This window comes from Neomicrococcus lactis, from assembly GCF_014200305.1.
Taxonomy (GTDB): Bacteria; Actinomycetota; Actinomycetes; order Actinomycetales; family Micrococcaceae; genus Neomicrococcus; species Neomicrococcus lactis.
The window spans coordinates 365962-387806 of the sequence record NZ_JACHBL010000001.1; the positions used below are offsets into that span (position 1 = coordinate 365962).

The window sequence follows — 21845 nt, forward strand, 5'->3', positions numbered from 1 at the left end:
CACCCCATAGCGTTTTAGCAGTAGAACTTGACATAACTCTAACCCTGAAGTTAAGGGTTAAGGTTGCGGATGTTGCGCGTGTCGCCATTCGTGTCTTGGCAGACTGAAGACAAGCAAGACCAACACCACAAGAAAAAGGGACAAACGCTGTGGCAGCTCCTCAAAATTACTTGGCCGTTATTAAGGTCGTCGGCATTGGCGGCGGTGGCGTTAACGCTGTGAACCGAATGATTGAGGTCGGTTTGCGTGGCGTCGAATTCATCGCAATCAACACCGACGCTCAGGCCCTCTTGATGAGTGACGCTGACGTCAAGCTTGACGTGGGACGCGAACTCACGCGCGGCTTGGGCGCGGGCGCAAACCCAGATGTGGGACGACAGGCAGCTGAAGATCACGCAGAAGAGATCGAAGAAGTCCTGCGTGGCGCCGACATGGTCTTCGTGACCGCCGGCGAAGGTGGCGGCACCGGTACCGGTGGCGCGCCCGTCGTTGCTCGCATCGCCCGTTCCCTCGGTGCATTGACGATTGGTGTTGTTACCCGTCCATTCACGTTCGAAGGTCGCCGTCGTGCGAACTCGGCAGAGTCCGGCATCGACGCCTTACGCGACGAAGTCGACACCTTGATCGTGATCCCGAATGACCGTTTGCTCTCCATCAGCGATCGCAACGTTTCCGTCTTGGACGCGTTCCGCTCCGCTGACCAGGTGCTGTTGTCCGGTGTTCAGGGCATCACCGACCTCATCACCACCCCAGGCTTGATCAACCTCGACTTCGCAGACGTCAAGTCCGTGATGCAGGGTGCAGGTTCCGCATTGATGGGTATCGGCTCCGCTCGCGGTGAAGACCGCGCGGTCAAGGCAGCCGAGCTCGCTATCGCGTCTCCTTTGCTCGAAGCTTCCATCGACGGCGCGTATGGCGTGCTCTTGTCCATCCAGGGCGGCTCCGACCTCGGCCTCTTCGAGATCAACGAAGCTGCACGTTTGGTGCAGGAAGTTGCTCACCCAGAAGCAAACATCATCTTCGGTGCTGTCATCGACGATGCTTTGGGCGACGAAGCTCGAGTCACGGTTATTGCTGCAGGCTTCGATCAGGTGGACGCCACGAGCTCCAACCCGAACGCTCAGCAGCGCCAGATGGCACAATCTGCTCCGCAGAACAACCAGCAGGCACCTGTTCAGCAGAATGCACCACAGCAGAACGTTGGCCAGCAGAACGCTCCGCAGCACTACAACGCTTCGCAGAACAACGCGCCTCAGCAGAGCGCTCCACAGCAGAACCGTCAGGCACCCTCTCCACAGCAGGCACCTTCGGTTCCGGGCACCATGCCACTCAAGCCAGGCGAGAGCGGCGGCTGGGGATCCGTTCCAACCCGTCCTTCGCAGCCAGCTACGGCAGGCGCTCAGGCTAACAACCAGCAGGGTTCTCAGAACCACGGTTCGCAGCAGAACAACAACCAGCAGCAGTTCGAAGAATTGCCTGCAGTTGTTGAGCCGGACTTGAACTCCAGAAGCGGCGACGACCTCGACGTTCCTGACTTCCTGAAGTAAAACCCGAGCGGTTAGCGTTCGAAGAAAAGTTGCATAACGAATGAAGATCTATTCCTCCACGTTGGTCCCACAAGCCAAAGTTGCCTTCACCTCCACAGTGGAAGGCAACTTGGCAGGCCACGTGGGGGATGATCCGTTTAAGGTGGCGGAGAATCGCCAAGCACTTGAACGTCAACTCGGTATTGAAGCGACTCCTGTCGCCTACATGAACCAAGTACACTCGGCCATCGTGGTGGACGCCGTCGCCCCTAATGTGGGTGAAGCCCCCACGGCTGACGGATTGCTGAGCCGTGACGCGCGCCAGCCCCTCGCTGTCATGGTGGCCGACTGCGTTCCGCTCGTCTTTGTAGGGCGGCGCGGTGATGACCAAGATCCAGTGAGCGCGGTAGCTCATGCCGGGCGCAAGGGTCTGCTCGATGGCGTCATTGAAAACACCATGGCTGCCATGAAAGACGCGGGTGCCCAGGAGATTGAAGCGTGGATTGGTCCTGCGATCTGTGGCAAGTGCTACGAAGTGCCCGAAGACATGCAGCAGGAATCCGAAGCCTCGCGTCCCGGAATTTCCAGCACCACCTCATGGGGAACGCCTGCTCTTGACCTCCCCAAGACTGCAGCGAGCATCGTTCGCGAAGCTGGTGGAACGGTTCACGAGACCGGGATCTGCACCCTCGAGAATGACACGTATTTTTCTTACCGTCGCAACGCAAAGACAGGCCGACTAGCCGGCGTTGTGTGGATAGCACCCGAAGGGCAACAGTGACAAACGCTTTGGAGAATCGCGCCGACGAACTACGCGAGCGGCTCCACAAAGTTCAACAGCGCATTACCGATGCAACCGCCAAAGCTGGACTCGCCGAAGAGCCCACGTTGGTAGTTGTCTCGAAATTCTTCCCCGCGAGCGATGTCCGCATTCTTCACGAACTTGGCATGACCGAGTTCGGCGAAAACAAGGACCAGGAAGCGGCTGCGAAAGCTGAAGAGCTCGCGGAAGCTGATCTGCACTGGCACTTCATTGGCCAGTTGCAATCGAATAAAGCGAAGAACGTGGTCAAGTACGCCACCATGGTTCACTCGGTGGACCGCGCGTCACTCGTGAAAGCTCTTGATAAGGCAATGGCCCGAGAGATCGAAGCCGCCGAGGAAGCTGGAAAGCCAGCCAGAGCGGACCTCGACGTCCTGATCCAAGTGGACTTCGGCGAGGAATTTTCGAGCGAGCAAAAGACTGCGGAAAGCCGCAGCGGCGCGCAACGCGGCGGCGTCGTACCTCAAGAAATTTCAGACCTAGCACGCCAGATTTCTGAAGCCCAACACTTGCGATTGCGGGGCCTCATGACGGTAGCTCCGCTGGGTGCGGAGCCCGGCAAAGTCTTCGACCGTCTGCGCGAGGAACTGACCACGCTGTCCGAAACCTACCCGGACGCAACCATCATGTCTGCGGGCATGAGTCACGATCTTGAGGCCGCCGTAGCGTCAGGTGCGACACACCTGCGAATTGGCTCGGATGTCCTCGGGTCGCGCCCTGCTGTGCGGTAGCGTCGAACCAGCGAAGAGAATTTGTGCGCACACGGCTTACCATGCGCGCACGGTTGACGAAACAGCACGAAGGAGAAGCCATGTCCGGCGCCTTGCGGAAGACCATGATTTACTTGGGCCTCGCTGATAGCGACGAGCAGGAATACAGCGACAAGATCGAGCACGAAACGCGCCACTCGGCACCCGAAGAGCGCGAGATTGTTCGTGAAGAAGCTCGTGCCGACGTGCGCCCAGTGCGCCGCGAAGACGAAGTCGTCCGTCAGCTCCGCGAGGAACCAGCTCCGCGCCCTGCAACCGTAGGACGTGTTGAGGAGTACCGCGCACCTGTCACCCCTATCAAGCGCGCTAGCTCAACTCGTGAAGAGGAATTCTCCGTGCGTCAAATCACCACCGTGCACCCACGTTCTTACAACGACGCAAAGCTCATCGGCGAAGCATTCCGCGATGGCATCCCTGTGATCATGAACGTCACGGATATGGGCGAGTCTGACGCTAAGCGTCTCGTAGATTTCTCCGCAGGCCTGGTCTTCGCGATGCGCGGTACCATTGACCGCATCACCAACAAGGTGTTCTTGCTTTCTCCAGCGACCGTTGAGGTCATTGGGGAAGACAAGAAGGCAGCCGAAGGTCAGACGACCTTTTTCAACCAAAGCTAGTCGAGGTTTCCTCACCCCGTGGGTCTTCTATTTGGGTTGCTGTACGCAGCGCTGACCGTCATCCAGGCGCTGCTCATCATTCGCATTGTGCTGGATATCACGCAGTCCTTCGCGCGCTCATGGAAGCCGAAGGGGATCGCCCTCATGACGGCCATGGCCGTTTACACCGTGACGGATCCGCCGATGAAGTGGATCCGTTCTAAGGTTCCTTCGCTGGATTTGGGCGGCATGCGTTTCGACTTGGCCTTCATCTTGTTGTTCTTCGCAGTCATTATTTTGAAGTTCATTGTGTTGCAATTGGGAATGGCCGCCTCCTAAAACCCTCTGCTCGGGGAATAGTTTTGTTCGAAAGTTATTAGTCTGGCCTGCATAGCGATACTATGAACAACGAGTAGTTCGCGGGCTAAAACCTGCAATCGGCAAGTTTTCAAGGGTCGGATGTACTCTAGATTTACTACTTTTGCTGAGTTCTAGTCCCGGTAAAGTCCGCGCGTTCACACGAAGTGCGGGCGCACACACGAGTATCAGAGGTGAATTATGGCGCTCACGCCTGAAGACGTTGTCAACAAGCGGTTCCAGCCCACCAAGTTCCGCGAAGGTTATGACCAGATCGAGGTTGACGATTTCCTTGACGAAATCGTGACCGAGCTCCGCCGCCTGAACAAGGAAAACGACGAACTTCGCAAGCGCGTTGCAGACCTGCAGGCTGGCAAGGGTGCAGCTGCATCCACCACGGCTTCCACGGAAGACGTCAAGGTTCCTGCTCCAGTCCCAGCCGTCAAGGATGGTGCTGCAGCTGAAGCGCAGGGCGCAAACAACACCGTGGCCGCTGCCAACTTGGCATCGACTCAGTCCGCAGCCACCGCAAGCACCGCTGCCGCAGGTGGCGAACAGCACCGCGTGACCGCCGAATCCGCCACTGGCGTTTTGGCAATGGCACAGCGTCTCCACGACGAGTACGTCAGCGCTGGTATCGAACAGCGTGACAAGCTCCTCGCCGAGGCAAAGTCCAAGGCTGAGGCATTGGTCTCTGACGCTACCGCGAAGTCGCAGAAGCTCGTTTCTGATGCTGACGCTCAGTCCAAGAAGCTCGTCTCTGACGCTGATTCCCGCTCTAAGAAGTTGGTTGGCGACGCCGAAGAGAAGACTCGCGTGACCCTCACGGATCTTGAGCAGAAGAAGTCTGTTCTTGAGAACAAGATCGATCAGTTGCGTGGCTTCGAGCGCGACTACCGTGGACGCCTCAAGACCTTCATCGAGGGTCAGTTGCGCGATCTTGAGTCCAAGGGCTCTGTAGAGACTGCTTCGACGGAAAGCGCGCAGCGCTAAGCCATCCAGGCGCAATACGTGATTTAGAGACAATGTCGGTGGCCCTGCATGGGTCGCCGACATTGTCATTTGTATGTCTTTGAGAAAAAGGTTTGTGATGAATGACGCCGCATCTGCCGCTGAGGCAGTGAAGCCGGAGCGCAAGTACTCGCGGGGACGCTTGGTGACGCTGGCGCTAAGCCTTGCTGTGATCGCGTATGCGGCGGATCAGCTCACCAAGTGGTGGGTGGAGACCAACATGTATGAGGGCGAAGTGATCCCTGTGATCCCGCCGATTCTGAACTGGTACTTCATTCGTAACCCTGGGGCCGCGTTCTCTATTGGAACCGAGTTCACGTGGGTCTTTTCCTTGTTGATGGCGTTCGTGTTTGTGCTGGTGCTCTTCTTGCTCCGCAAACTGGGCTCGTTGTGGTGGGCTGTTGCTCTTGGCGGTCTGCTGGGTGGCGTTGCTGGCAACCTCACGGACCGTCTCTTCCGCCCGCCGTCGTTCCTCAACGGTCACGTAGTGGACTTCATTTCCGTCCCGAACTTCGCCATTTTCAATATTGCTGACTCTTTCATTGTGTGTTCCATGATCGGCGTGTGCTTGCTGATGTTCGTGGGGCGCAAGATTGATGGGTCAAAAGAATCTGAGCACGACGACGCCGCCTCGGCTTCCGTCGAGGGTTCCGGCGAGGCAGGGCGCGACTAAGTGAAGCCCGCGATTCGTGAAGATTTCGTCGCCGATGACGACGCCGTAGGGTTGCGCGCCGACGCCTTCCTTTCGTCGCAGCTCGGTGTTTCTCGCGGCGAGGCCGCGCAGTGGTGCACTGAAGGATGGGTGACCGTCTCGGGGCACCCGATCGCGAAGTCCCGCAAGGTTCGCCGCGGTGACGTGATTCAGGTGAATGCACCCGAACGAATTGACCCAATGGCAGTGAAAGTGGAGACCGTGCAGGAACTCAAGATCTTGGGCGAAGACCCGGACTTCGTTGTCATCGATAAGCCAGTTGGCGTCGCCGCTCATCCCAGCCCAGGCTGGGTTGGGCCTACCGTGGTGGGTGCGCTGGCTGGTGCTGGATACCGCATCTCCACTTCGGGTAGCCCGGAGCGTCAGGGGATTGTGCACCGTCTGGATGTCGGCACGTCTGGCGTCATGGTGGTTGCTCAAACCGAACGTGGATACACCGCGTTGAAGCGCGCGTTCAAGGAACGAACGCCGACCAAGATTTACCACGCCGTCGTACAGGGATTGCCCGAGCCGCTCAAGGGAACCATCGATGCCCCGATCGGCCGCCATCCCAATCATTCGTGGAAGTTCGCCGTCTTGGAAGACGGCCGGAATGCGGTGACGCACTATGAGGTCCTCGAGGCTTTTGGGGCCGCCTCCCTCGTGGAAGTGCATTTGGAGACGGGGCGTACTCACCAAATCCGCGTGCACTTTTCCGCGCTCAAGCACCCGTGTGCCGGAGATCAGACTTATGGGGCGGACCCTCGTTTGGCGGCCGAGCTTGGCCTGGTGCGGCAGTGGCTGCACGCGCACAAGCTCGGCTTCCCGCACCCGGTGACGGGGGAGTTCGTGGAGTTCGTCAGCGAGTATCCGGCTGATCTGCGACACGCCCTGGAGCTCTTGCGAGACGGCGCTCACTAGCCTCTTTTTCTTGGCTCAAGCTATCTGTCAGCCAGCCTCATTAGACTGGATGGGTGGCTAGCAGCAATGAGAAAAACTTCGTCCATCTTCATACTCACACCGAGTACTCCATGCTGGACGGTGCTGCCCGACTCAAGGAGCTTTTTGCGGAGGCGCAGCGGCTAGAGATGCCGGCCATGGCCATCACGGACCACGGTTATCTCTTCGGTGCCTTCGACTTCTGGCGGCAAGCGACGGATGCTGGCGTGAAGCCCATCATCGGCGTGGAAGCCTACGTGGCGCCAGGAACTGCCCGCAATGACAAGACCCGTGTCCGGTGGGGCGATCAGTCTCAGCGTGCGGATGACCTTTCCGGTGGCGGTTCCTACACGCACATGACCTTGCTGGCCCGAAACAACACTGGCATGCACAATCTCTTTGAGGCGTCCTCGATTGCTTCTTTGGACTCGGTGTTCGCCAAGTGGCCGCGCTGGGACCGCGAGCTGCTGAACAAGTATTCGGAAGGCCTGATTGCCACTACCGGATGTCCGTCCGGTGAGATCCAGACTCGACTCCGTCTTGGTCAGTACGAAGAGGCTCGTGCAGCTGCATCTGAGTTCCGGGACATCTTCGGTGCGGAGAACTATTACTGCGAGCTTATGGATCATGGGCTCGACATTGAACGCCGCACTCGCGAGGATCTCTTGCGCTTGGCAAAAGAACTCAACCTGCCGCTTGTTGCCACCAATGACTTGCACTACACCCACGAGCATGACGCCAAGGCACACGAAGCGCTCTTGGCAATCCAGTCTGGTTCAAAGCTGGACGAGCCTACCTACGATGAGGGTGGATCGCGATTCGCGTTCTCCGGTTCCGGCTATTACTTGAAGTCCTCTCAAGAGATGCGCCATGTCTTCAAGGAACTTCCTGAGGCGTGTGACAACACGCTGCTCATCGCCGAGCGCTGTGAAGTGTCCTTTGATACGGACGCTAACTACATGCCTCGCTTCCCCTGCCCGGAAGGCGAGAACGAGGAATCGTGGCTCATTAAGGAAGTCACGAAGGGTCTTGCCTACCGCTACCCGGATGGCGTCCCGGACGAGGTTCGCGCGCAAGCTGACTACGAACTCGACGTCATCATCAAGATGGGCTTCCCGGGATATTTCTTGGTGGTGGCCGACTTCATCAACTGGTCCAAAGACAACGGCATCCGTGTTGGTCCCGGACGTGGTTCCGGTGCAGGTTCCATGGTGGCTTATGCGCTGCGTATTACGGACCTGGATCCGCTCAAGCACGGCCTCATCTTCGAACGTTTCTTGAACCCAGACCGTGTGTCCATGCCCGACTTCGACGTCGACTTTGACGATCGTCGCCGCCCCGAAGTTATCGAGTACGTGACCAAGAAGTACGGTGACGAACGCGTCGCCATGATCGTCACGTACGGCACCATCAAGACCAAGCAGGCGCTTAAGGACTCCGCCCGCGTGCTGGGCCACCCGTTCAGCATGGGTGACAACCTGACGAAGGCGCTGCCGCCTGCCGTCATGGCCAAGGACATCCCGCTGGCCGACATCGAGAATCCGGAAGCAAAGCGTTACGGCGAGGCTGGCGATTTCCGCGAGCTCATCGCTACGGACCCTGAAGCGAAGACCGTGTTTGAAACGGCCAAGGGCCTCGAAGGTCTAAAGCGTCAGTGGGGCGTTCACGCGGCCGGCGTGATCATGTCCTCTGAGCCGATCATCAACGTCATTCCCATCATGCGACGCCTCCAAGACGGCCAGGTCATTACCCAGTTTGATTACCCCACGTGTGAAGGCCTGGGCCTGATCAAGATGGACTTCTTGGGCCTGCGAAACCTGACGATCATCTCGGACGCCATCGCGAACATCAAGCAAAACCGGGACATCGATCTTGATCTCGAACGCCTCGAGTTGGATGACAAAGAGTCCTACGAGCTCATGGCTCGAGGTGACACGCTGGGCGTCTTCCAGCTCGATGGTGGTCCCATGCGTGCGCTGCTCAAGCTCATGCGCCCGGACAACTTCGAAGACATCTCGGCAGTGCTCGCGCTCTACCGCCCGGGTCCAATGGGCGCTAACGCGCACAACAACTACGCGCTGCGTAAGAACAAGCTCCAGGAAGTCACTCCGATTCACCCAGAGCTCGAAGAGCCGCTCAAGGACATTCTGGGCGGTACCTTCGGCCTGATCGTGTATCAGGAGCAAGTTATGGCTATCGCTCAGAAGTTGGCCGGCTACACGCTTGGTCAAGCAGATATTCTGCGTCGAGCCATGGGTAAGAAGAAGAAGTCCGAGCTGGATAAGCAGTTCGCTGGCTTCTCCCAAGGCATGGTGGATCGCGGCTACTCGATGGAAGCCGTCAACATGCTCTGGGCCATCCTGCTTCCGTTCTCTGACTACGCATTCAACAAAGCGCACTCGGCAGCCTACGGCGTGGTGTCCTATTGGACGGCTTACCTCAAGGCTCACTACCCGGCCGAGTACATGGCCGCACTGCTCACGTCCGTGGGCGATGACAAGGACAAGCTCGCGCTCTACCTCAACGAATGCCGCCGCATGGGCATCACGGTGCTCCCACCGGACGTCAATGAATCAGCGCTCACCTTCACCCCGGTGGGCGAGGACATCCGCTTCGGCATGGGCGCTATTCGTAACGTTGGCTCCAACGTGGTGGACGCCCTTGTGGCGTCCCGCGAGGAAAAGGGCAGCTTCCAGGACTTCTCGGACTTCCTCAGCAAGGTCCCTGCGGTGGTCTGCAACAAGCGCACCATTGAATCGCTCATCAAGTCCGGTGCGTTTGACTCGATGGGTCACCACCGTCGTTCGCTCTTGGTGATTCACGAAGAAGCCATCGACTCGGTGATTGCTCTCAAGCGCAATGAGGCGGCCAACCAGTTTGACCTCTTCAGTGCCTTTGATGATCCAAGCGCCGGATCTAGCCTCGCTGTTTCCATCCCGGATCTTCCCGAATGGGAGAAGAAAGACAAGCTCTCCTTCGAGCGCGAAATGTTGGGTCTATACGTTTCCGACCACCCGTTGCAGGGCCTCGGAGATGTGCTCAATGACAACTCTGATCACCAGATTTCACAGGTCCTCGCTGACGACGGTCCGGCTGACAATACGTTCGTCACGATCTCGGGCATGATTACGTCCCTTCAGCGTCGCATTGCGAAGAACAGCGGCAATCCGTATGCGCGTTGCGAGCTCGAGGACTTGAGCGGCTCGATGGAGGTCATGTTCTTCGGCAAGGTCTATGGGCCGATCGCTCCGTTGCTCGTGGAAGATTTGATCGTCTCCATCAAGGGCCGCGTGCAGCGCCGCGACGATGGAAGCATCACGCTGAGCGCTCAAGAGATGACCATTCCGGAGATCCACGAGGATGGCTTGGGCGGTCCTATCGTCATCAGCCTCCCGCACTACCGGGCCAACGAGCAGTTGTTGACCCAGCTCGGCGAGGTCTTGCGCATGTACCCCGGCAAGACTGAGGTGCGGCTCAAGCTCACGGGCGACCGTGCGGTGGAATTGATGCGCTTGGGATCGAAGTATCGCGTGAACCCTAGCTCGTCGATGTTCGGCGATCTCAAGGTGCTGCTGGGCCCAGACGCGCTCGAGTCCAAACCGAGCTCCTCAACCATCGGATAATCGGACGGCGATCGGGTAATTTCTCGATAGATTCCTCAGAGTTTCGTCATGCGAGCGCTCGATCGACGCGCGCACTCGCGCGGATCCGTAGACTAGAGAGGTGAATTCTGAGCTCTACCCTTCCCTCGCCACTCTTGACCTTCGCGGCTCGTCGCTGAGCCGCGCCGAACTGCTGGCTGCCCTTCCGCGCTCGTCGAGCAGCGTCGAGTACGCTACGGCGGCGGTTGAGGACATTGTCGCTTCGGTGCGTGCCGAGGGTTTCGGTGCGTTGCGCTCATTGGCTGAGAAGTACGACGGCGGAGCTCCAGAACACTTCCGGGTCACCGAGGCGCAGCTTGCGCAGGCGCTCGAGAGCTTGGATCCGAAGGTTCGCGAAGCACTTGAAGAATCGATTAGTCGGGCTCGCAAGTTCGCGGAAGCATCCGTTCCACGCGATGTTGATGTTGACTTCGGCAACGGGGGAGTAGTCCGCCAGAAGTGGGTCCCGGTTCGCCGCGTGGGTCTCTATGTTCCCGGTGGCCTCGCGGTTTACCCGTCAAGCGTTGTCATGAACGTGGTTCCCGCGCAGGCTGCTGGCGTTGGCTCCATTGCTCTCGTGTCCCCGCCGCAAAAAGAATTCAACAGCTTGCCGCACCCCACCATTTTGGCTGCCGCGCACTTGCTGGGTGTCACTGAGGTGTACGCACTCGGCGGCGCTCAAGCCATCGCTTCGCTCGCGTATGGCGTGCCCGCGGATGTAGCTTCGGGAGATGCCGAAATTGATCCCGTGGACGTCATCACCGGCCCAGGAAACATCTTTGTTGCGACCGCCAAGCGCCTCGTGAAGGGCCGCGTGGGCATCGACGCCGAGGCCGGTCCTACCGAGATCGCCATCCTCGCTGACGCTTCCGCCAACCCGGACTTTGTTGCGGCGGACATGATTTCTCAGGCCGAGCACGATCCCAACGCGGCGTCCGTTTTGATCACCCCAAGCGTCGACCTGGCTGAAAAAGTTCGCGCGTCGCTCGAAGAGCAAGTCGCGTCCACGAAGCACCGCGAACGCGTGCAAACGGCGCTCTCCGGCACGCAGTCGGCCATTGTGCTGGTGGATTCGCTCGATGAAGGCGTAAAGGTGTGCGACGCTTACGCTGCCGAGCACCTCGAAATTCAGACCGAGAACGCTGAAGAGGTGGCCAGCCGCATCACGGCTGCCGGAGCGATCTTCGTGGGCTCCCACAGCCCCGTGTCCTTGGGCGACTACTCAGCCGGTTCCAACCACGTCTTGCCGACGATGGGAACCGCCGCTCATTCTTCGGCCCTGAACCCCACGGTGTTCTTGAAGGCTATCCAGTTCATCTCTTACAGCGAGTCGGCCCTGAATGACGTGGCCCGCCACGTGGTGGAGCTGTCTCGTGCAGAAGATCTTCCCGCGCACGGCGACGCCGTGCTGGTGCGTACTCAACAGCGAGGACAACGCTAATGCAGTGCCCATTCTGTAGACATCCAGATTCTCGAGTAGTCGATTCGCGCGTCACTGACGACGGCGCGGCCATTAGGCGTCGTCGCCAGTGCGCTAACTGCTCGAAGCGCTTCACCACGCTTGAAACCACTGCTCTGAACGTCGTGAAGCGTTCAGGCGTGGTGGAGCCGTTTAGCCGTTCAAAGGTCATTAGCGGCGTGCGTAAGGCGTGTCAGGGACGCCCCGTTACGGACGATGACCTTGCGGTCCTCGCGCAGGACGTCGAAGAAGCTGTACGTGCTTCTGGCGCCGCTGAGATCAAGGCACACGAAGTGGGCCTAGCCATTCTGGAGCCACTCCAGAAGCTGGACCAGATCGCGTACCTTCGCTTTGCGAGCGTGTACCAAGGCTTTGACTCCCTCGAAGACTTCGAGAAAGCCATCGCCGAGCTTCGCACCAAATAGCCCAGACACGAAGGAGCGCCTCCACGATTCTGTTCGTGGAGGCGCTCCTTCTGCGTTTAGTTTCTGAGTTGGGTGCTGACGCTGACTCAGATCTGAAGCTGGTTCAGCTCTTAGGAGTTTTCGGAGGACAGCGTGGACTGCAATGCAGCACCGGCGATGCCTGCGTTGTTGATCAGCTGAGCCGGAACAATCTTGGTGCGCAAATCGAGGTTCGGCAAGAACTTCTCAGACTTCTTCGAGATGCCTCCGCCCACAATGAAGAGGTTGGGGGAGAAGAGGAACTCGACGTGGCTGAAGTAGCGCTGCAGACGCTTGGAGTATTCATTCCAACCGATGTCATCGCGCTCGCGAGCCGTGGCACTAGCCTTCGATTCGGCGTTGTGCCCGTCGATCTCCAAGTGGCCGAGCTCGAGGTTCGGCACGAGCTGGCCGTTGAAGACCAATCCGGATCCAATACCCGTGCCCAGGGTGATCGTGAGGACCGTGCCCGGCACGTCCTTGCCAGCGCCGTAGCGAGCTTCGGCCAGGCCAGCGGCGTCGGCATCGTTGATCACCGTCACCGGCCGTCCTAGGACCTTCGTGAAGAGTGAGTCCACGTCCGTGCCGATCCAGGACTCGTCCACGTTGGCGGCAGACATAGCCACGCCGTTGGCGATGATCGCTGGGAAGGTGACGCCCACAGCGGTATCCGCTTCAGGCGCCTCAGGACGGCTCATGAGCTCGTCCACAATCTGCTTCAAGACTTCGGCAACTGCCTCAGGGGTGGCGGGCTTGGGCGTGTCAATACGGAAGCGTTCGCCAAGTAGCTCACCGGTGGTGAGGTTGACGATGCCACCCTTGATGCCGGTTCCGCCGATATCAACGCCGATGCCGCGCTCGTGGTGCGGCTTGATGCCGGATGCTGGTGCTAAAGCCATGAGAAGTAGATCCTCTCGTAGAAGGGGTGAAGCTATTAAGGAAGCGTGAGGATTTCGGCGCCGGACTCAGTGACAAGGAGCGTGTGCTCGAACTGAGCGGTGCGCTTCTTATCCTTGGTGGTGGCAGTCCATCCGTCTTCCCACATGTCCCAATCGGCCGTGCCCAGCGTGAGCATCGGTTCAATGGTGAAGGTCATTCCGGGTTCGATGAGATCCGAAAAACGCGGTGCGGCGTCGTAATGGGGAACAATCAAACCGGTGTGAAAAGCGGGACCTACGCCGTGGCCAGTGAAATCCCGGACCACTCCGTAACCGAAGCGCTTCGCGTAGGACTGAATGGTGCGGCCCAGCACGTTGAACTGGCGTCCCGGCATGACAGCCTTGATGGCGCGGCGCAAGGACTCTTCGGTGCGCTCCACGAGCAAGCGTGATTCTTCGTCGACGTCGCCGGCTAGGAACGTAGCGTTCGTGTCACCGTGAACGCCATCGATGTAGGCGGTGATGTCAATGTTGATGATGTCGCCGTCCTGAACCACGGTGGTGTCCGGGATGCCGTGGCAAATGACTTCGTTCAGCGAAGTGCAAATGGACTTCGGGAAGCCGCGGTAGCTCAGAGTGGACGGGTACGCGTTGTGGTCCAACAAGAACTCGTGACCAATGCGGTCCAACTCATCAGTGGTGACACCAGGCTGCACTGCCTTGCCGATCTCCTGCAGGCCTTGGGCCGCGATCTTCGACGCGAAGCGGATCTTCTCAATCACTTCTGGAGAATGAACATCGCCACCGGTCCACGGCGTTGGCGCTTTTTTGCCAACGTATTCCGGGCGCGCAATGTTCGCGGGAACCGTGCGGATGGGCGTGGGGGTGCCGGGCTTGAGAGACCCGACTGGTGCAACTGAAACTGACATACCTTGATCCTAACCACTCAACGACCGAGTACTCTGAGAAACATCTACCGTGGTTCAACACACGTCAAGGAGGAATCCATGAGTGAAGAAACAACGCAACCTGACAACGCAGGCACCGGAGCCGCCCCGAAGGGCGACTACTGGTACAACGTGGAAACGGGTGGGGTAGAGGTGGGTGCCCAGTCTGACTGGACCAAACTTCTTGGACCCTACGCTAGCCGTGAAGAGGCAATGAAGGCGATGGACAAGGTCCATCAGAACAACGAAGCCTGGGACAGCGAAGACGAGTCCTAAGCGAAAACCTTAGTCGAAGTTGTGCTCCGGTGCCGGGAAGGCGCCGGAGGCAACATCGGCCTTGTACGCCTTGGCGGCCTCTTCGATGATGGGGCGCAACTGAGCGTATTGCTTGACGAACTTCGGGAGGCGACCCGTGCGCAATCCCAACATGTCCTGCCACACCAGCACCTGACCCGTGGTGCCGTTTCCGGCGCCAATACCGATGGTCGGCACGGTGACTGCTTCATCAACCTTCTTCGCGACTTCGGCCGGGACCATTTCTAGCAGGATGCAGAAACTGCCTGCAGCTTCGAGCATCTTCGCAGTTTTGACGAGCTTGGCGGCGGCTTCTTCGCCGCGACCCTGCACGCGATATCCACCGAGTGAGTGTTCGGCTTGCGGGGTGAAACCAATGTGGGCGAGAACAGGAATGCCCGCTGCTGCAATCGCAGCCACGGTGTCTGTCTGGCGCTCATCACATTCAATCTTTACGGCGTGAACGCCGGTTTCCTTCATGATGCGAATGCTGGTCTCCACGGCTTGCTGCGGGGAGACTTCGTAGGAGCCGAAGGGCAAATCGCACACCAAGAAGGAGTGCTTCGCGCCGGCTGCCACGCTTTTGGCGAACACGATCATTTCATCAACGGTGATGGGGAGCGTGGTGTCATAGCCCATGACGTTATTGGCGGCGGAGTCTCCAATGAGGATCGTTTCGATTCCTGCGGCATCGAAGATCTCAGCCATGTGCTGGTCGTAAGCGGTCAGCATGGAGAAGTGTTGGCCGTTCTTCTTGAACTCGGCCAAGTGAACGGTACGGATCTTTTTGAGTGGGGTCGGCGCTGCGTAAGGAGCTGATTCTTGAGCCGTCATGCGCTCAGTTTACGCCGCTACGGGTTGTTGCCTTGAAGTAACAGCCTTGCGCGAGCTTCGTTGAGGGTTGCTTTTGAGTAAAGTGGAGGACATAACTGCTGGGACAGGAAGATTTGCTTACCTGACTAGTGCCCACACCGTCAGGTGCCGTGCGAGAGGAGTCCTTCATGGATCGTCAACAAGAGTTCGTGCTGCGAACCATTGAAGAACGCGATGTTCGTTTTGTGCGCTTGTGGTTTACAGACGTAGTGGGTTCGCTCAAGTCAGTGGCCCTAGCTCCCGCAGAAGTTGAAGGCGCATTCGAAGAAGGCCTCGGTTTTGATGGTTCCTCGATTGAGGGTCTGTCCCGCATCTTCGAATCCGACATGCTCGCGCAGCCGGATCCTTCCACCTTCCAGATCTTGCCGTGGCGCAGCGAAATTGAACCCACCAGCCGTATGTTCTGCGATATCCAGAACCCAGACGGCACTCCGTCCTCCGCGGATCCGCGCTACGTTCTCAAGCGCCAGCTCAAGATCGCCGGCGACATGGGCTTCACGTGCTACACGCACCCTGAAATTGAGTTCTACCTTTTGCGTTCGGACGAGATCGGCCAGAATGGCATGCCAGTGCCGGTTGATTACGGTGGGTACTTTGACCACGTTCCGGGCGGCGTTGCTCAGGACTTCCGCCGCACCGCAGTGAACATGCTTGAGGCTGTGGGCATTTCGGTGGAGTTCTCCCACCACGAAGGCGGCCCAGGCCAGAACGAAATCGACTTGCGGTACGCGGACGCTTTGCAGACCGCGGACAACATCATGACGTTCCGCACGGTCATCAAGGAAGTTGCCTTGATGCAGGGCAGCTACGCAACCTTCATGCCGAAGCCGTTCAAGGAGCACCCGGGCTCTGGCATGCACACCCACTTCTCCCTCTTCGAAGGCGACTCCAACGCGTTCTTCGAAGCAGGCCGTGAGTTCCAGCTCTCCAAGACCGCTCGTCACTTCATCGCGGGCATCTTGAAGCACGCCCCAGAATTCACCGCCATCACCAACCAGTTCGTGAACTCCTACAAGCGCTTGTGGGGCGGCGGCGAAGCACCGAGCCACTTGTCATGGGGACACAACAACCGTTCCGCTCTGGTCCGCATCCCGCTGTACAAGCCACACAAGGGTCAGTCCGCTCGTATCGAGTACCGCGGCATTGACTCGGCCGCGAACCCGTACCTCGCTTTCGCGTGCCTCTTGGGCGCTGGCCTGAAGGGCATCGAGGAAGAGTACGAACTCATGCCAATCGCCGAGGATGACATCTGGAGTCTCTCCACGGCTGAGCGCCGCGCTTCCGGCCACAAGCCGTTGCCAGGCAGCTTGCATGACGCCATACGCGCGATGGAAGACTCCGAGCTCGTTGCTGACATTCTGGGCGAGCAGGTCTTCCAGTCCTTTTTGCGCAACAAGCAGGACGAGTGGGATGAGTACCGTCACGACGTGAGCCCGTTCGAGCTGAACCGGTACCTCGGGATTCTCTAAGCCGTGCGTGTCGCGACACAGCGAGATCTCATCGCGGTTGGCTTCGCCGATATTGAGCGCGCCGAGCGCTTTCTCAAGGCGCGCGAACTCGAATCCGTCTCTCGCGAGGACTTGCTAGAGGCTCTTTCGTATTGCGCCGATCCGGACAGTGCGCTGTTGCTGTTGGTGCGCATTGCGGAGCGTGAACCGAAGGTTCTCAAGCTCATTGCTCAAGGCGATCGCAGCATTCCGCTCTTCCGCGTGCTGGGCGCCAGCGAGGCGCTCGGCGAATTCTTAGTGCGACAGCCACGGTATTTGAGCATCGTAGACACGGATCCTCAAGCGACATTCCGTGCCCGCGAAGCGGCTGAGCTGACGCGCGAACTACTCGAATCCGTCGGCGCCGATCCAGACGCTGAACGTCCGGTTGCCACGATTGTTGGCACCGAGGGCATTGTTGCTTTGCGCGTGAAGTACCGCGCGCTGCTGTTGGATCTGGCCATGCGCGATCTGTGCTGTGCGGATCCCGAAGTCGCGTTCCCGCTGGTCGCGGCCGAACTTGCAGACCTCGCCGGCGCCGCGATTTCCGCCGGCCTTGCGCTCGCTCGCGCTGAGGTCATCACTAAAACCTCGCCCGAGGCCGTGGACGCGTTGCGCCTCGCGGTGATCGGCATGGGCAAATGCGGTGCGCGCGAGCTCAATTACATTTCAGACGTTGACGTCATTTACGTTCACGCGGTGCGTGACGGCCTGAAGGACGACGGCGCAGCTCACCTTGATGCCGACGCGGCGGCAAAGATGGCGGCACAGTTGGCGACGCTGACTGCTCGTGCCATGAATGCGTCCGCTCCGGAACCCGGGTTGTGGGAGCTTGACGCGAACCTCCGTCCAGAGGGTAAAGACGGCGCGCTCTCACGCACCCTCGATTCTCACGTGGCCTACTACAAGCGCTGGGCGGAGACGTGGGAATTCCAGGCACTACTCAAGGCTCGGTACTTGGCAGGAGACGCGGAGCTCGGCGCAGCGTACGAAGAAGCTGTTGCCCCCATGATTTGGGTAAGCTCCGAACGCGACGGGTTCGTGGAATCCACTCAAGCGATGCGTCGACGCGTCACGGATAACATTCCTGCCGCTGAGGTCAACCGTCAGATCAAGCTGGGACCCGGCGGATTGCGCGACGTCGAGTTCACCGTGCAGCTCTTGCAGTTGGTGCACGGACGCACGGAAGAGTCTCTGCGTGTCCGCAATACGCTGACCGCCATTGATGAGCTGGCTGAAGCCGGATACATGAGCCGGGCCGATGCCGCAAATTTTGGTGGCGCGTACCGCTTCCTGCGAGTTCTGGAACATCGTATTCAGCTCACGCGTTTGCGCCGCACGCACTTGATGCCTACCAAGCCTGACGCGATGCGTACGATCGCCCGAGCTTCGCAGGGGCTCGGTATTCCGGGATGGATCTCGACGGACGAAATGCTCACGCGTTGGCAGGCGACCAAGCGCGAAGTGCGTGGCTTGCACGAGAAGATCTTCTACCGACCGCTCTTGGCGACGGCCGCGAACTTGTCTGCCGACGAGATTCGCTTGACCCCTGAAGCTGCTCAGGCGCGCTTGAAGGCACTCGGTTACGCAGATCCTAAGGGCGCCATGCGCCACATTGAGTCGCTGACCTCTGGCGTTAGTCGCCGCTCGGCGCTCCAACGGCAGTTGCTCCCCATCCTGCTGGGATGGATCGCCGAAGGCGTGGATCCCGATGCCGGACTCTTGGGCTTCCGTCGATTGTCCGAGGCCCTCGGTGACTCTCACTGGTTCTTGGGCATGCTGCGAGATTCGCCAGCCGGTGCTCAGCGATTGTGCACCATCCTGTCCTCGAGCCGCTTCATCACGGACCTCCTCGAGGTTTCGCCCGAGTCCGCAGCGTGGCTCGGCAACGACGCGGACCTCGAACCGCAGCCGTTCGACAAGCTGTGGTCAGAGATTTCCTCCAAGCTGGGACGCCACAAAGATCACGAAAAGCGTCTGCGCCTCATTCGCCTGATCCGCCGCCGTGAACTCTTGCGCATCGCGCTTGCAGACTCTGCGCGGCTCATCGATCAAGATGAAGTGGGCAAGGCTCTCTCGGATGTTGACCGTGCCGCCGTTCTGGGCATTCTGCGAGTTGCAGAGCAAGAGGAATACTCGCAGTCTGAGAAGATCACCGAGCTTTTGATCGTCGCGATGGGTCGCCAAGGCGGACGCGAAATTGGCTACGGTTCTGACGTAGACGTCATGTATGTGCACCGGCCGTTGCCAGATGTCGACGAGCAAGAAGCTCAGCAACAAGCACTGCGCATCGTGGGCAACGTCCAGCATTACGTCAACATTCCGCTCAAGCCAGCCATTCTGGCAGAACCGAAACTCGAAGTGGACGCGGACCTGCGCCCCGAAGGCCGTCAAGGACCGCTCGTGCGTACTCTCGACGCTTACCGTGAGTACTACTCGCGCTGGTCCAGAGTCTGGGAAACTCAAGCACTCTTGCGCGCCCGCCCGCTCGGTGGCTCGGATAAGGTCGCGAACGAATTCTTTGAACTCGTGGACAGCGTTCGGTATGCCTCGGCAATAACGCCGAGCGACGTCGTCGAAATCCGAAGAATCAAAGCGCGCGTGGAAGCTGAACGCATGCCACGCGGCGCCGATCCATCGCGGCAGCTCAAGCTGGGCCGCGGCGGTTTGAGTGACGTCGAGTGGCTAGTGCAGTCTCTGCAGCTCATTCACACCAAGGCCTACCCGGCGCTGCGCACCACGTCCACGCGTGCCGCGCTGAAGGCGCTCAAGGACGCCGAGTTGCTACCAGCGGCGGATGTCGAGGTGCTGGACCATGCTTGGGTGCTTGCCACGCGCATTCGTTGCGCCAACATCATCGTGTCTGGACGCGCATCGGACCAGTTGCCGCGCAACATCCGCGACATGGAGGCTGCGGCACGCTGGTGCGGTTATGCCTCCGGAAACGCAGCCAAGCTCGAGGACGACTACTTGAAGTCAGCCCGCCGTGCGCGAGTCGTCTTCGAGAAGCACTTCTACGCCGACGAATAAACGCCATTCATCAAACACTCAAAGGGGAGTCACCGTGAAGCAGACGCGTGAACAGATCGACCGATTCATCGCCACCATGGAGCGCCAGACAGTCGAGGGCGAGACGAAGTTTGCCGTGCACGAAGTGATTCGTGACGGAAACCTCTCACAAATGCTCGTTTACCTGGCTGAGGGTGGCGCGCTCTCTGATCACCCGAAGCCACCGGCGGCAGCGCTCCAAGTGCTTCGTGGTGCCATCACAGTGTCCTGGACTGATGAACAGGGCCAGAGCCAGCATGAAGGCGTTGCCGAAGGAGGGCTGTTCGTGCTGCCCAACGCGGTACACAACGTCACGGGTGACGGGGGAGCGGCGTGCTTCCTGTTGACCCGTGTTCGCGGCTAGGCCGCACGAGGTGGGGCGGCGGCATGGTACTTCATAACTGACATCTCAGTTGCCTACAGCGCGGCACTGACGACATCAACAAAAAAGTCCGCCCGCCAAGCCCAGCGTGAAAGCTGGAAATGGCGGGCGGATTTTTTGCAATCAGTGCGAGAGTGAATTTCGCGGGCTAATTAGCAGCCGTAGTACAGCTCGAACTCGTAAGGGTTCGGACGGATGGAGAGCGGGAGGATTTCGTTCTCGCGCTTGTACTCGATCCAGGTGCGGATGAGGTCTTCGGTGAAGACGTCGCCTGCAAGCAAGAACTCGTAGTCGTTCTCGAGTGCTTCAAGAGCTTCTTCGAGGGAACCTGGAGCCTTCTGGATGTCCTTGGCCTCTTCTGGTGGAAGCTCGTAGAGGTCCTTGTCGATCGGATCTGCAGGCTCGATGCGGTTCTTGATGCCGTCGAGGCCAGCCATGAGCTGAGCAGCGAACGCCAAGTAGGGGTTGCACGATGGGTCCGGCGCACGGAATTCGATGCGCTTTGCCTTCGGGTTGGAGCCCGTGATCGGGATACGGATACCGGCGGACCGGTTACCCTGCGAGTACACCATGTTGACCGGAGCTTCGAAGCCCTTGACCAAACGGCGGTAGGAGTTCACGGTTGGGTTCGTGAAAGCCAAGACAGCGGAAGCGTGCTTGAGCAAGCCGCCGATGTACCAGCGAGCGATGTCAGAGAGGCCTGCGTAGCCCTTCTCGTCGTAGAACAAAGGCTCACCGTTTGCCCAGAGCGACTGGTGGCAGTGCATGCCGGAACCGTTGTCACCGAAGACTGGCTTTGGCATGAAGGTTGCGGTCTTGCCCCACTGATCAGCAACGTTCTTGACGATGTACTTGAACTTCAAGATGTCGTCAGCAGCGTGCGTGAGGGTGTCGAACTTGTAGTTGATTTCTGCCTGGCCGGCGGATCCAACTTCGTGGTGAGCGCGCTCAACCTCAAGGCCTGCAGCTGCAAGCTCAAGGGAGATGGCGTCACGGAGGTCAGCCTGCTTGTCGACTGGCGAAACTGGGAAGTAGCCACCCTTCTTGGGCGTCTTGTAGCCCAAGTTGCCGCCTTCTTCTTCGCGGCCGGTGTTCCAGTAAGCCTCTTCGGAATCCAGCTTGTAGAAAGAACCCTGTGGGCTGGACTCGTACTGGATGTTGTCGAAGACGAAGAATTCGGCTTCAGGAGCGAAGAACGCGGTGTCGGCGATGCCGGTGGAAGCCAAGTAAGCTTCAGCGCGCTCTGCGACGCCACGTGGGTCGCGGTGGTACGGATCGCCCGTACGTGGGTTCACGATCGAGAAGTTCAATGCAAGGGTCTTCTCGACACGGAACGTGTCGATGAATGCAGTGGTTGGATCTGGGATCAACTGCATATCGGATTCGGCGATGCCCTGGAATCCGCGAATCGAGGAACCGTCAAAGAGCTGACCATTCTCGAAGAATTCAGCGTCAACCGTGCTGGCCGGAACGTTGAAGTGCTGCTGCACACCGGGAAGGTCAGTGAATCGAATATCGACAAACTTGACGTCCTCGTCCTTGATGAACTTGAGGACTTCGTCCGCGTTTTTGAACATCTACTTGCTCCTGTTGTTACAGAGAATGTGGACCTGTCGGCCCCCGTGAGGAAGCATACTTTCTCGCCCCTTCATTGCATACCACCGTACTAACAACCAGTTA

The 21845-nt window shown here is 59.0% G+C and carries 19 protein-coding genes; 15 read left to right on the plus strand and 4 right to left on the minus strand.

The window, feature by feature from the left end; translation table 11 throughout:
* The first annotated feature begins 149 nt into the window (after positions 1-149).
* The 11 genes from ftsZ (at position 150) to nrdR (ending at position 12238) form a co-directional block, all read left to right on the plus strand.
* A complete protein-coding gene (gene ftsZ / locus BKA12_RS01785) occupies positions 150-1547 on the plus strand; it encodes a cell division protein FtsZ (RefSeq protein WP_183640229.1) in 1398 nt (465 codons plus the stop codon).
* A 40-nt stretch (positions 1548-1587) separates the two neighbouring features.
* Entirely contained in the window at positions 1588-2307 is a 720-nt protein-coding gene (locus BKA12_RS01790; protein WP_183640230.1) for a purine nucleoside phosphorylase YfiH/LACC1 family protein, read from the plus strand.
* Entirely contained in the window at positions 2304-3080 is a 777-nt protein-coding gene (locus BKA12_RS01795) for a YggS family pyridoxal phosphate-dependent enzyme (RefSeq protein WP_183640231.1), read from the plus strand. Before BKA12_RS01790 ends, BKA12_RS01795 begins: the two co-directional genes overlap by 4 nt.
* Positions 3081-3160: 80 nt before the next feature.
* The gene (locus BKA12_RS01800; RefSeq protein WP_183640233.1) at positions 3161-3736 is read left to right on the plus strand and encodes a cell division protein SepF; all 576 of its coding nucleotides are present in this window, start codon (positions 3161-3163) and stop codon (positions 3734-3736) included.
* Positions 3737-3754: 18 nt separating this feature from the next.
* Complete coding sequence (locus tag BKA12_RS01805) at positions 3755-4054, plus strand: YggT family protein (protein WP_183640234.1); 300 nt, start codon at positions 3755-3757, stop codon at positions 4052-4054.
* A 219-nt stretch (positions 4055-4273) separates the two neighbouring features.
* Complete coding sequence (locus tag BKA12_RS01810) at positions 4274-5065, plus strand: DivIVA domain-containing protein (RefSeq protein WP_183640236.1); 792 nt, start codon at positions 4274-4276, stop codon at positions 5063-5065.
* 97 nt (positions 5066-5162) lie between these two features.
* Positions 5163-5756, plus strand: coding sequence for a signal peptidase II (gene lspA / locus BKA12_RS01815; protein WP_183640238.1), 594 nt, complete (start codon positions 5163-5165; stop codon positions 5754-5756).
* A 12-nt stretch (positions 5757-5768) separates the two neighbouring features.
* A complete protein-coding gene (locus BKA12_RS01820) occupies positions 5769-6695 on the plus strand; it encodes an RluA family pseudouridine synthase (protein ID WP_183644403.1) in 927 nt (308 codons plus the stop codon).
* A gap of 110 nt (positions 6696-6805) precedes the next feature.
* Positions 6806-10336 (plus strand): DNA polymerase III subunit alpha, encoded by a 3531-nt coding sequence (gene dnaE, locus BKA12_RS01825; protein ID WP_221228134.1) that lies wholly within the window; start codon positions 6806-6808, stop codon positions 10334-10336.
* 100 nt (positions 10337-10436) lie between these two features.
* Complete coding sequence (gene hisD, locus BKA12_RS01830) at positions 10437-11795, plus strand: histidinol dehydrogenase (RefSeq protein WP_183640241.1); 1359 nt, start codon at positions 10437-10439, stop codon at positions 11793-11795.
* Complete coding sequence (gene nrdR / locus BKA12_RS01835; RefSeq protein WP_183640243.1) at positions 11795-12238, plus strand: transcriptional regulator NrdR; 444 nt, start codon at positions 11795-11797, stop codon at positions 12236-12238. Before hisD ends, nrdR begins: the two co-directional genes overlap by 1 nt.
* Before the next feature lie 110 nt (positions 12239-12348).
* Here the strand turns inward: nrdR and ppgK are convergent, their stop codons facing one another.
* Entirely contained in the window at positions 12349-13155 is an 807-nt protein-coding gene (gene ppgK / locus BKA12_RS01840; RefSeq protein ID WP_183640244.1) for a polyphosphate--glucose phosphotransferase, read from the minus strand.
* 35 nt (positions 13156-13190) lie between these two features.
* The gene (gene map / locus BKA12_RS01845; RefSeq protein ID WP_183640246.1) at positions 13191-14063 is read right to left on the minus strand and encodes a type I methionyl aminopeptidase; all 873 of its coding nucleotides are present in this window, start codon (positions 14061-14063) and stop codon (positions 13191-13193) included.
* Positions 14064-14141: 78 nt separating this feature from the next.
* Here map and BKA12_RS01850 point away from each other — a divergent pair, with 78 nt between their 5' ends.
* The gene (locus BKA12_RS01850) at positions 14142-14357 is read left to right on the plus strand and encodes an SPOR domain-containing protein (RefSeq protein ID WP_183640247.1); all 216 of its coding nucleotides are present in this window, start codon (positions 14142-14144) and stop codon (positions 14355-14357) included.
* A 9-nt stretch (positions 14358-14366) separates the two neighbouring features.
* Here BKA12_RS01850 and panB read toward each other — a convergent pair whose 3' ends face one another.
* Positions 14367-15209, minus strand: coding sequence for a 3-methyl-2-oxobutanoate hydroxymethyltransferase (gene panB, locus BKA12_RS01855; RefSeq protein WP_183640249.1), 843 nt, complete (start codon positions 15207-15209; stop codon positions 14367-14369).
* A gap of 167 nt (positions 15210-15376) precedes the next feature.
* On the opposite strand from panB, the gene glnA (BKA12_RS01860) reads away from it, so the two are divergent.
* From glnA (BKA12_RS01860) to BKA12_RS01870, 3 genes are read left to right on the plus strand one after another with little or no spacing between them, the layout of a single operon-like run.
* Positions 15377-16717: a type I glutamate--ammonia ligase gene (gene glnA / locus BKA12_RS01860; RefSeq protein ID WP_183640250.1), complete on the plus strand. Its 1341-nt coding sequence runs from the start codon at positions 15377-15379 to the stop codon at positions 16715-16717.
* Positions 16718-16720: 3 nt separating this feature from the next.
* Positions 16721-19765, plus strand: a complete 3045-nt coding sequence (locus BKA12_RS01865; RefSeq protein ID WP_183640252.1) for a bifunctional [glutamine synthetase] adenylyltransferase/[glutamine synthetase]-adenylyl-L-tyrosine phosphorylase — start codon at positions 16721-16723, stop codon at positions 19763-19765.
* Between the two features lie 34 nt (positions 19766-19799).
* The gene (locus BKA12_RS01870; RefSeq protein WP_183640253.1) at positions 19800-20147 is read left to right on the plus strand and encodes a cupin domain-containing protein; all 348 of its coding nucleotides are present in this window, start codon (positions 19800-19802) and stop codon (positions 20145-20147) included.
* A 170-nt stretch (positions 20148-20317) separates the two neighbouring features.
* Here the strand turns inward: BKA12_RS01870 and glnA (BKA12_RS01875) are convergent, their stop codons facing one another.
* Complete coding sequence (glnA, locus tag BKA12_RS01875; RefSeq protein WP_183640255.1) at positions 20318-21742, minus strand: type I glutamate--ammonia ligase; 1425 nt, start codon at positions 21740-21742, stop codon at positions 20318-20320.
* Positions 21743-21845 lie beyond the last annotated feature (103 nt).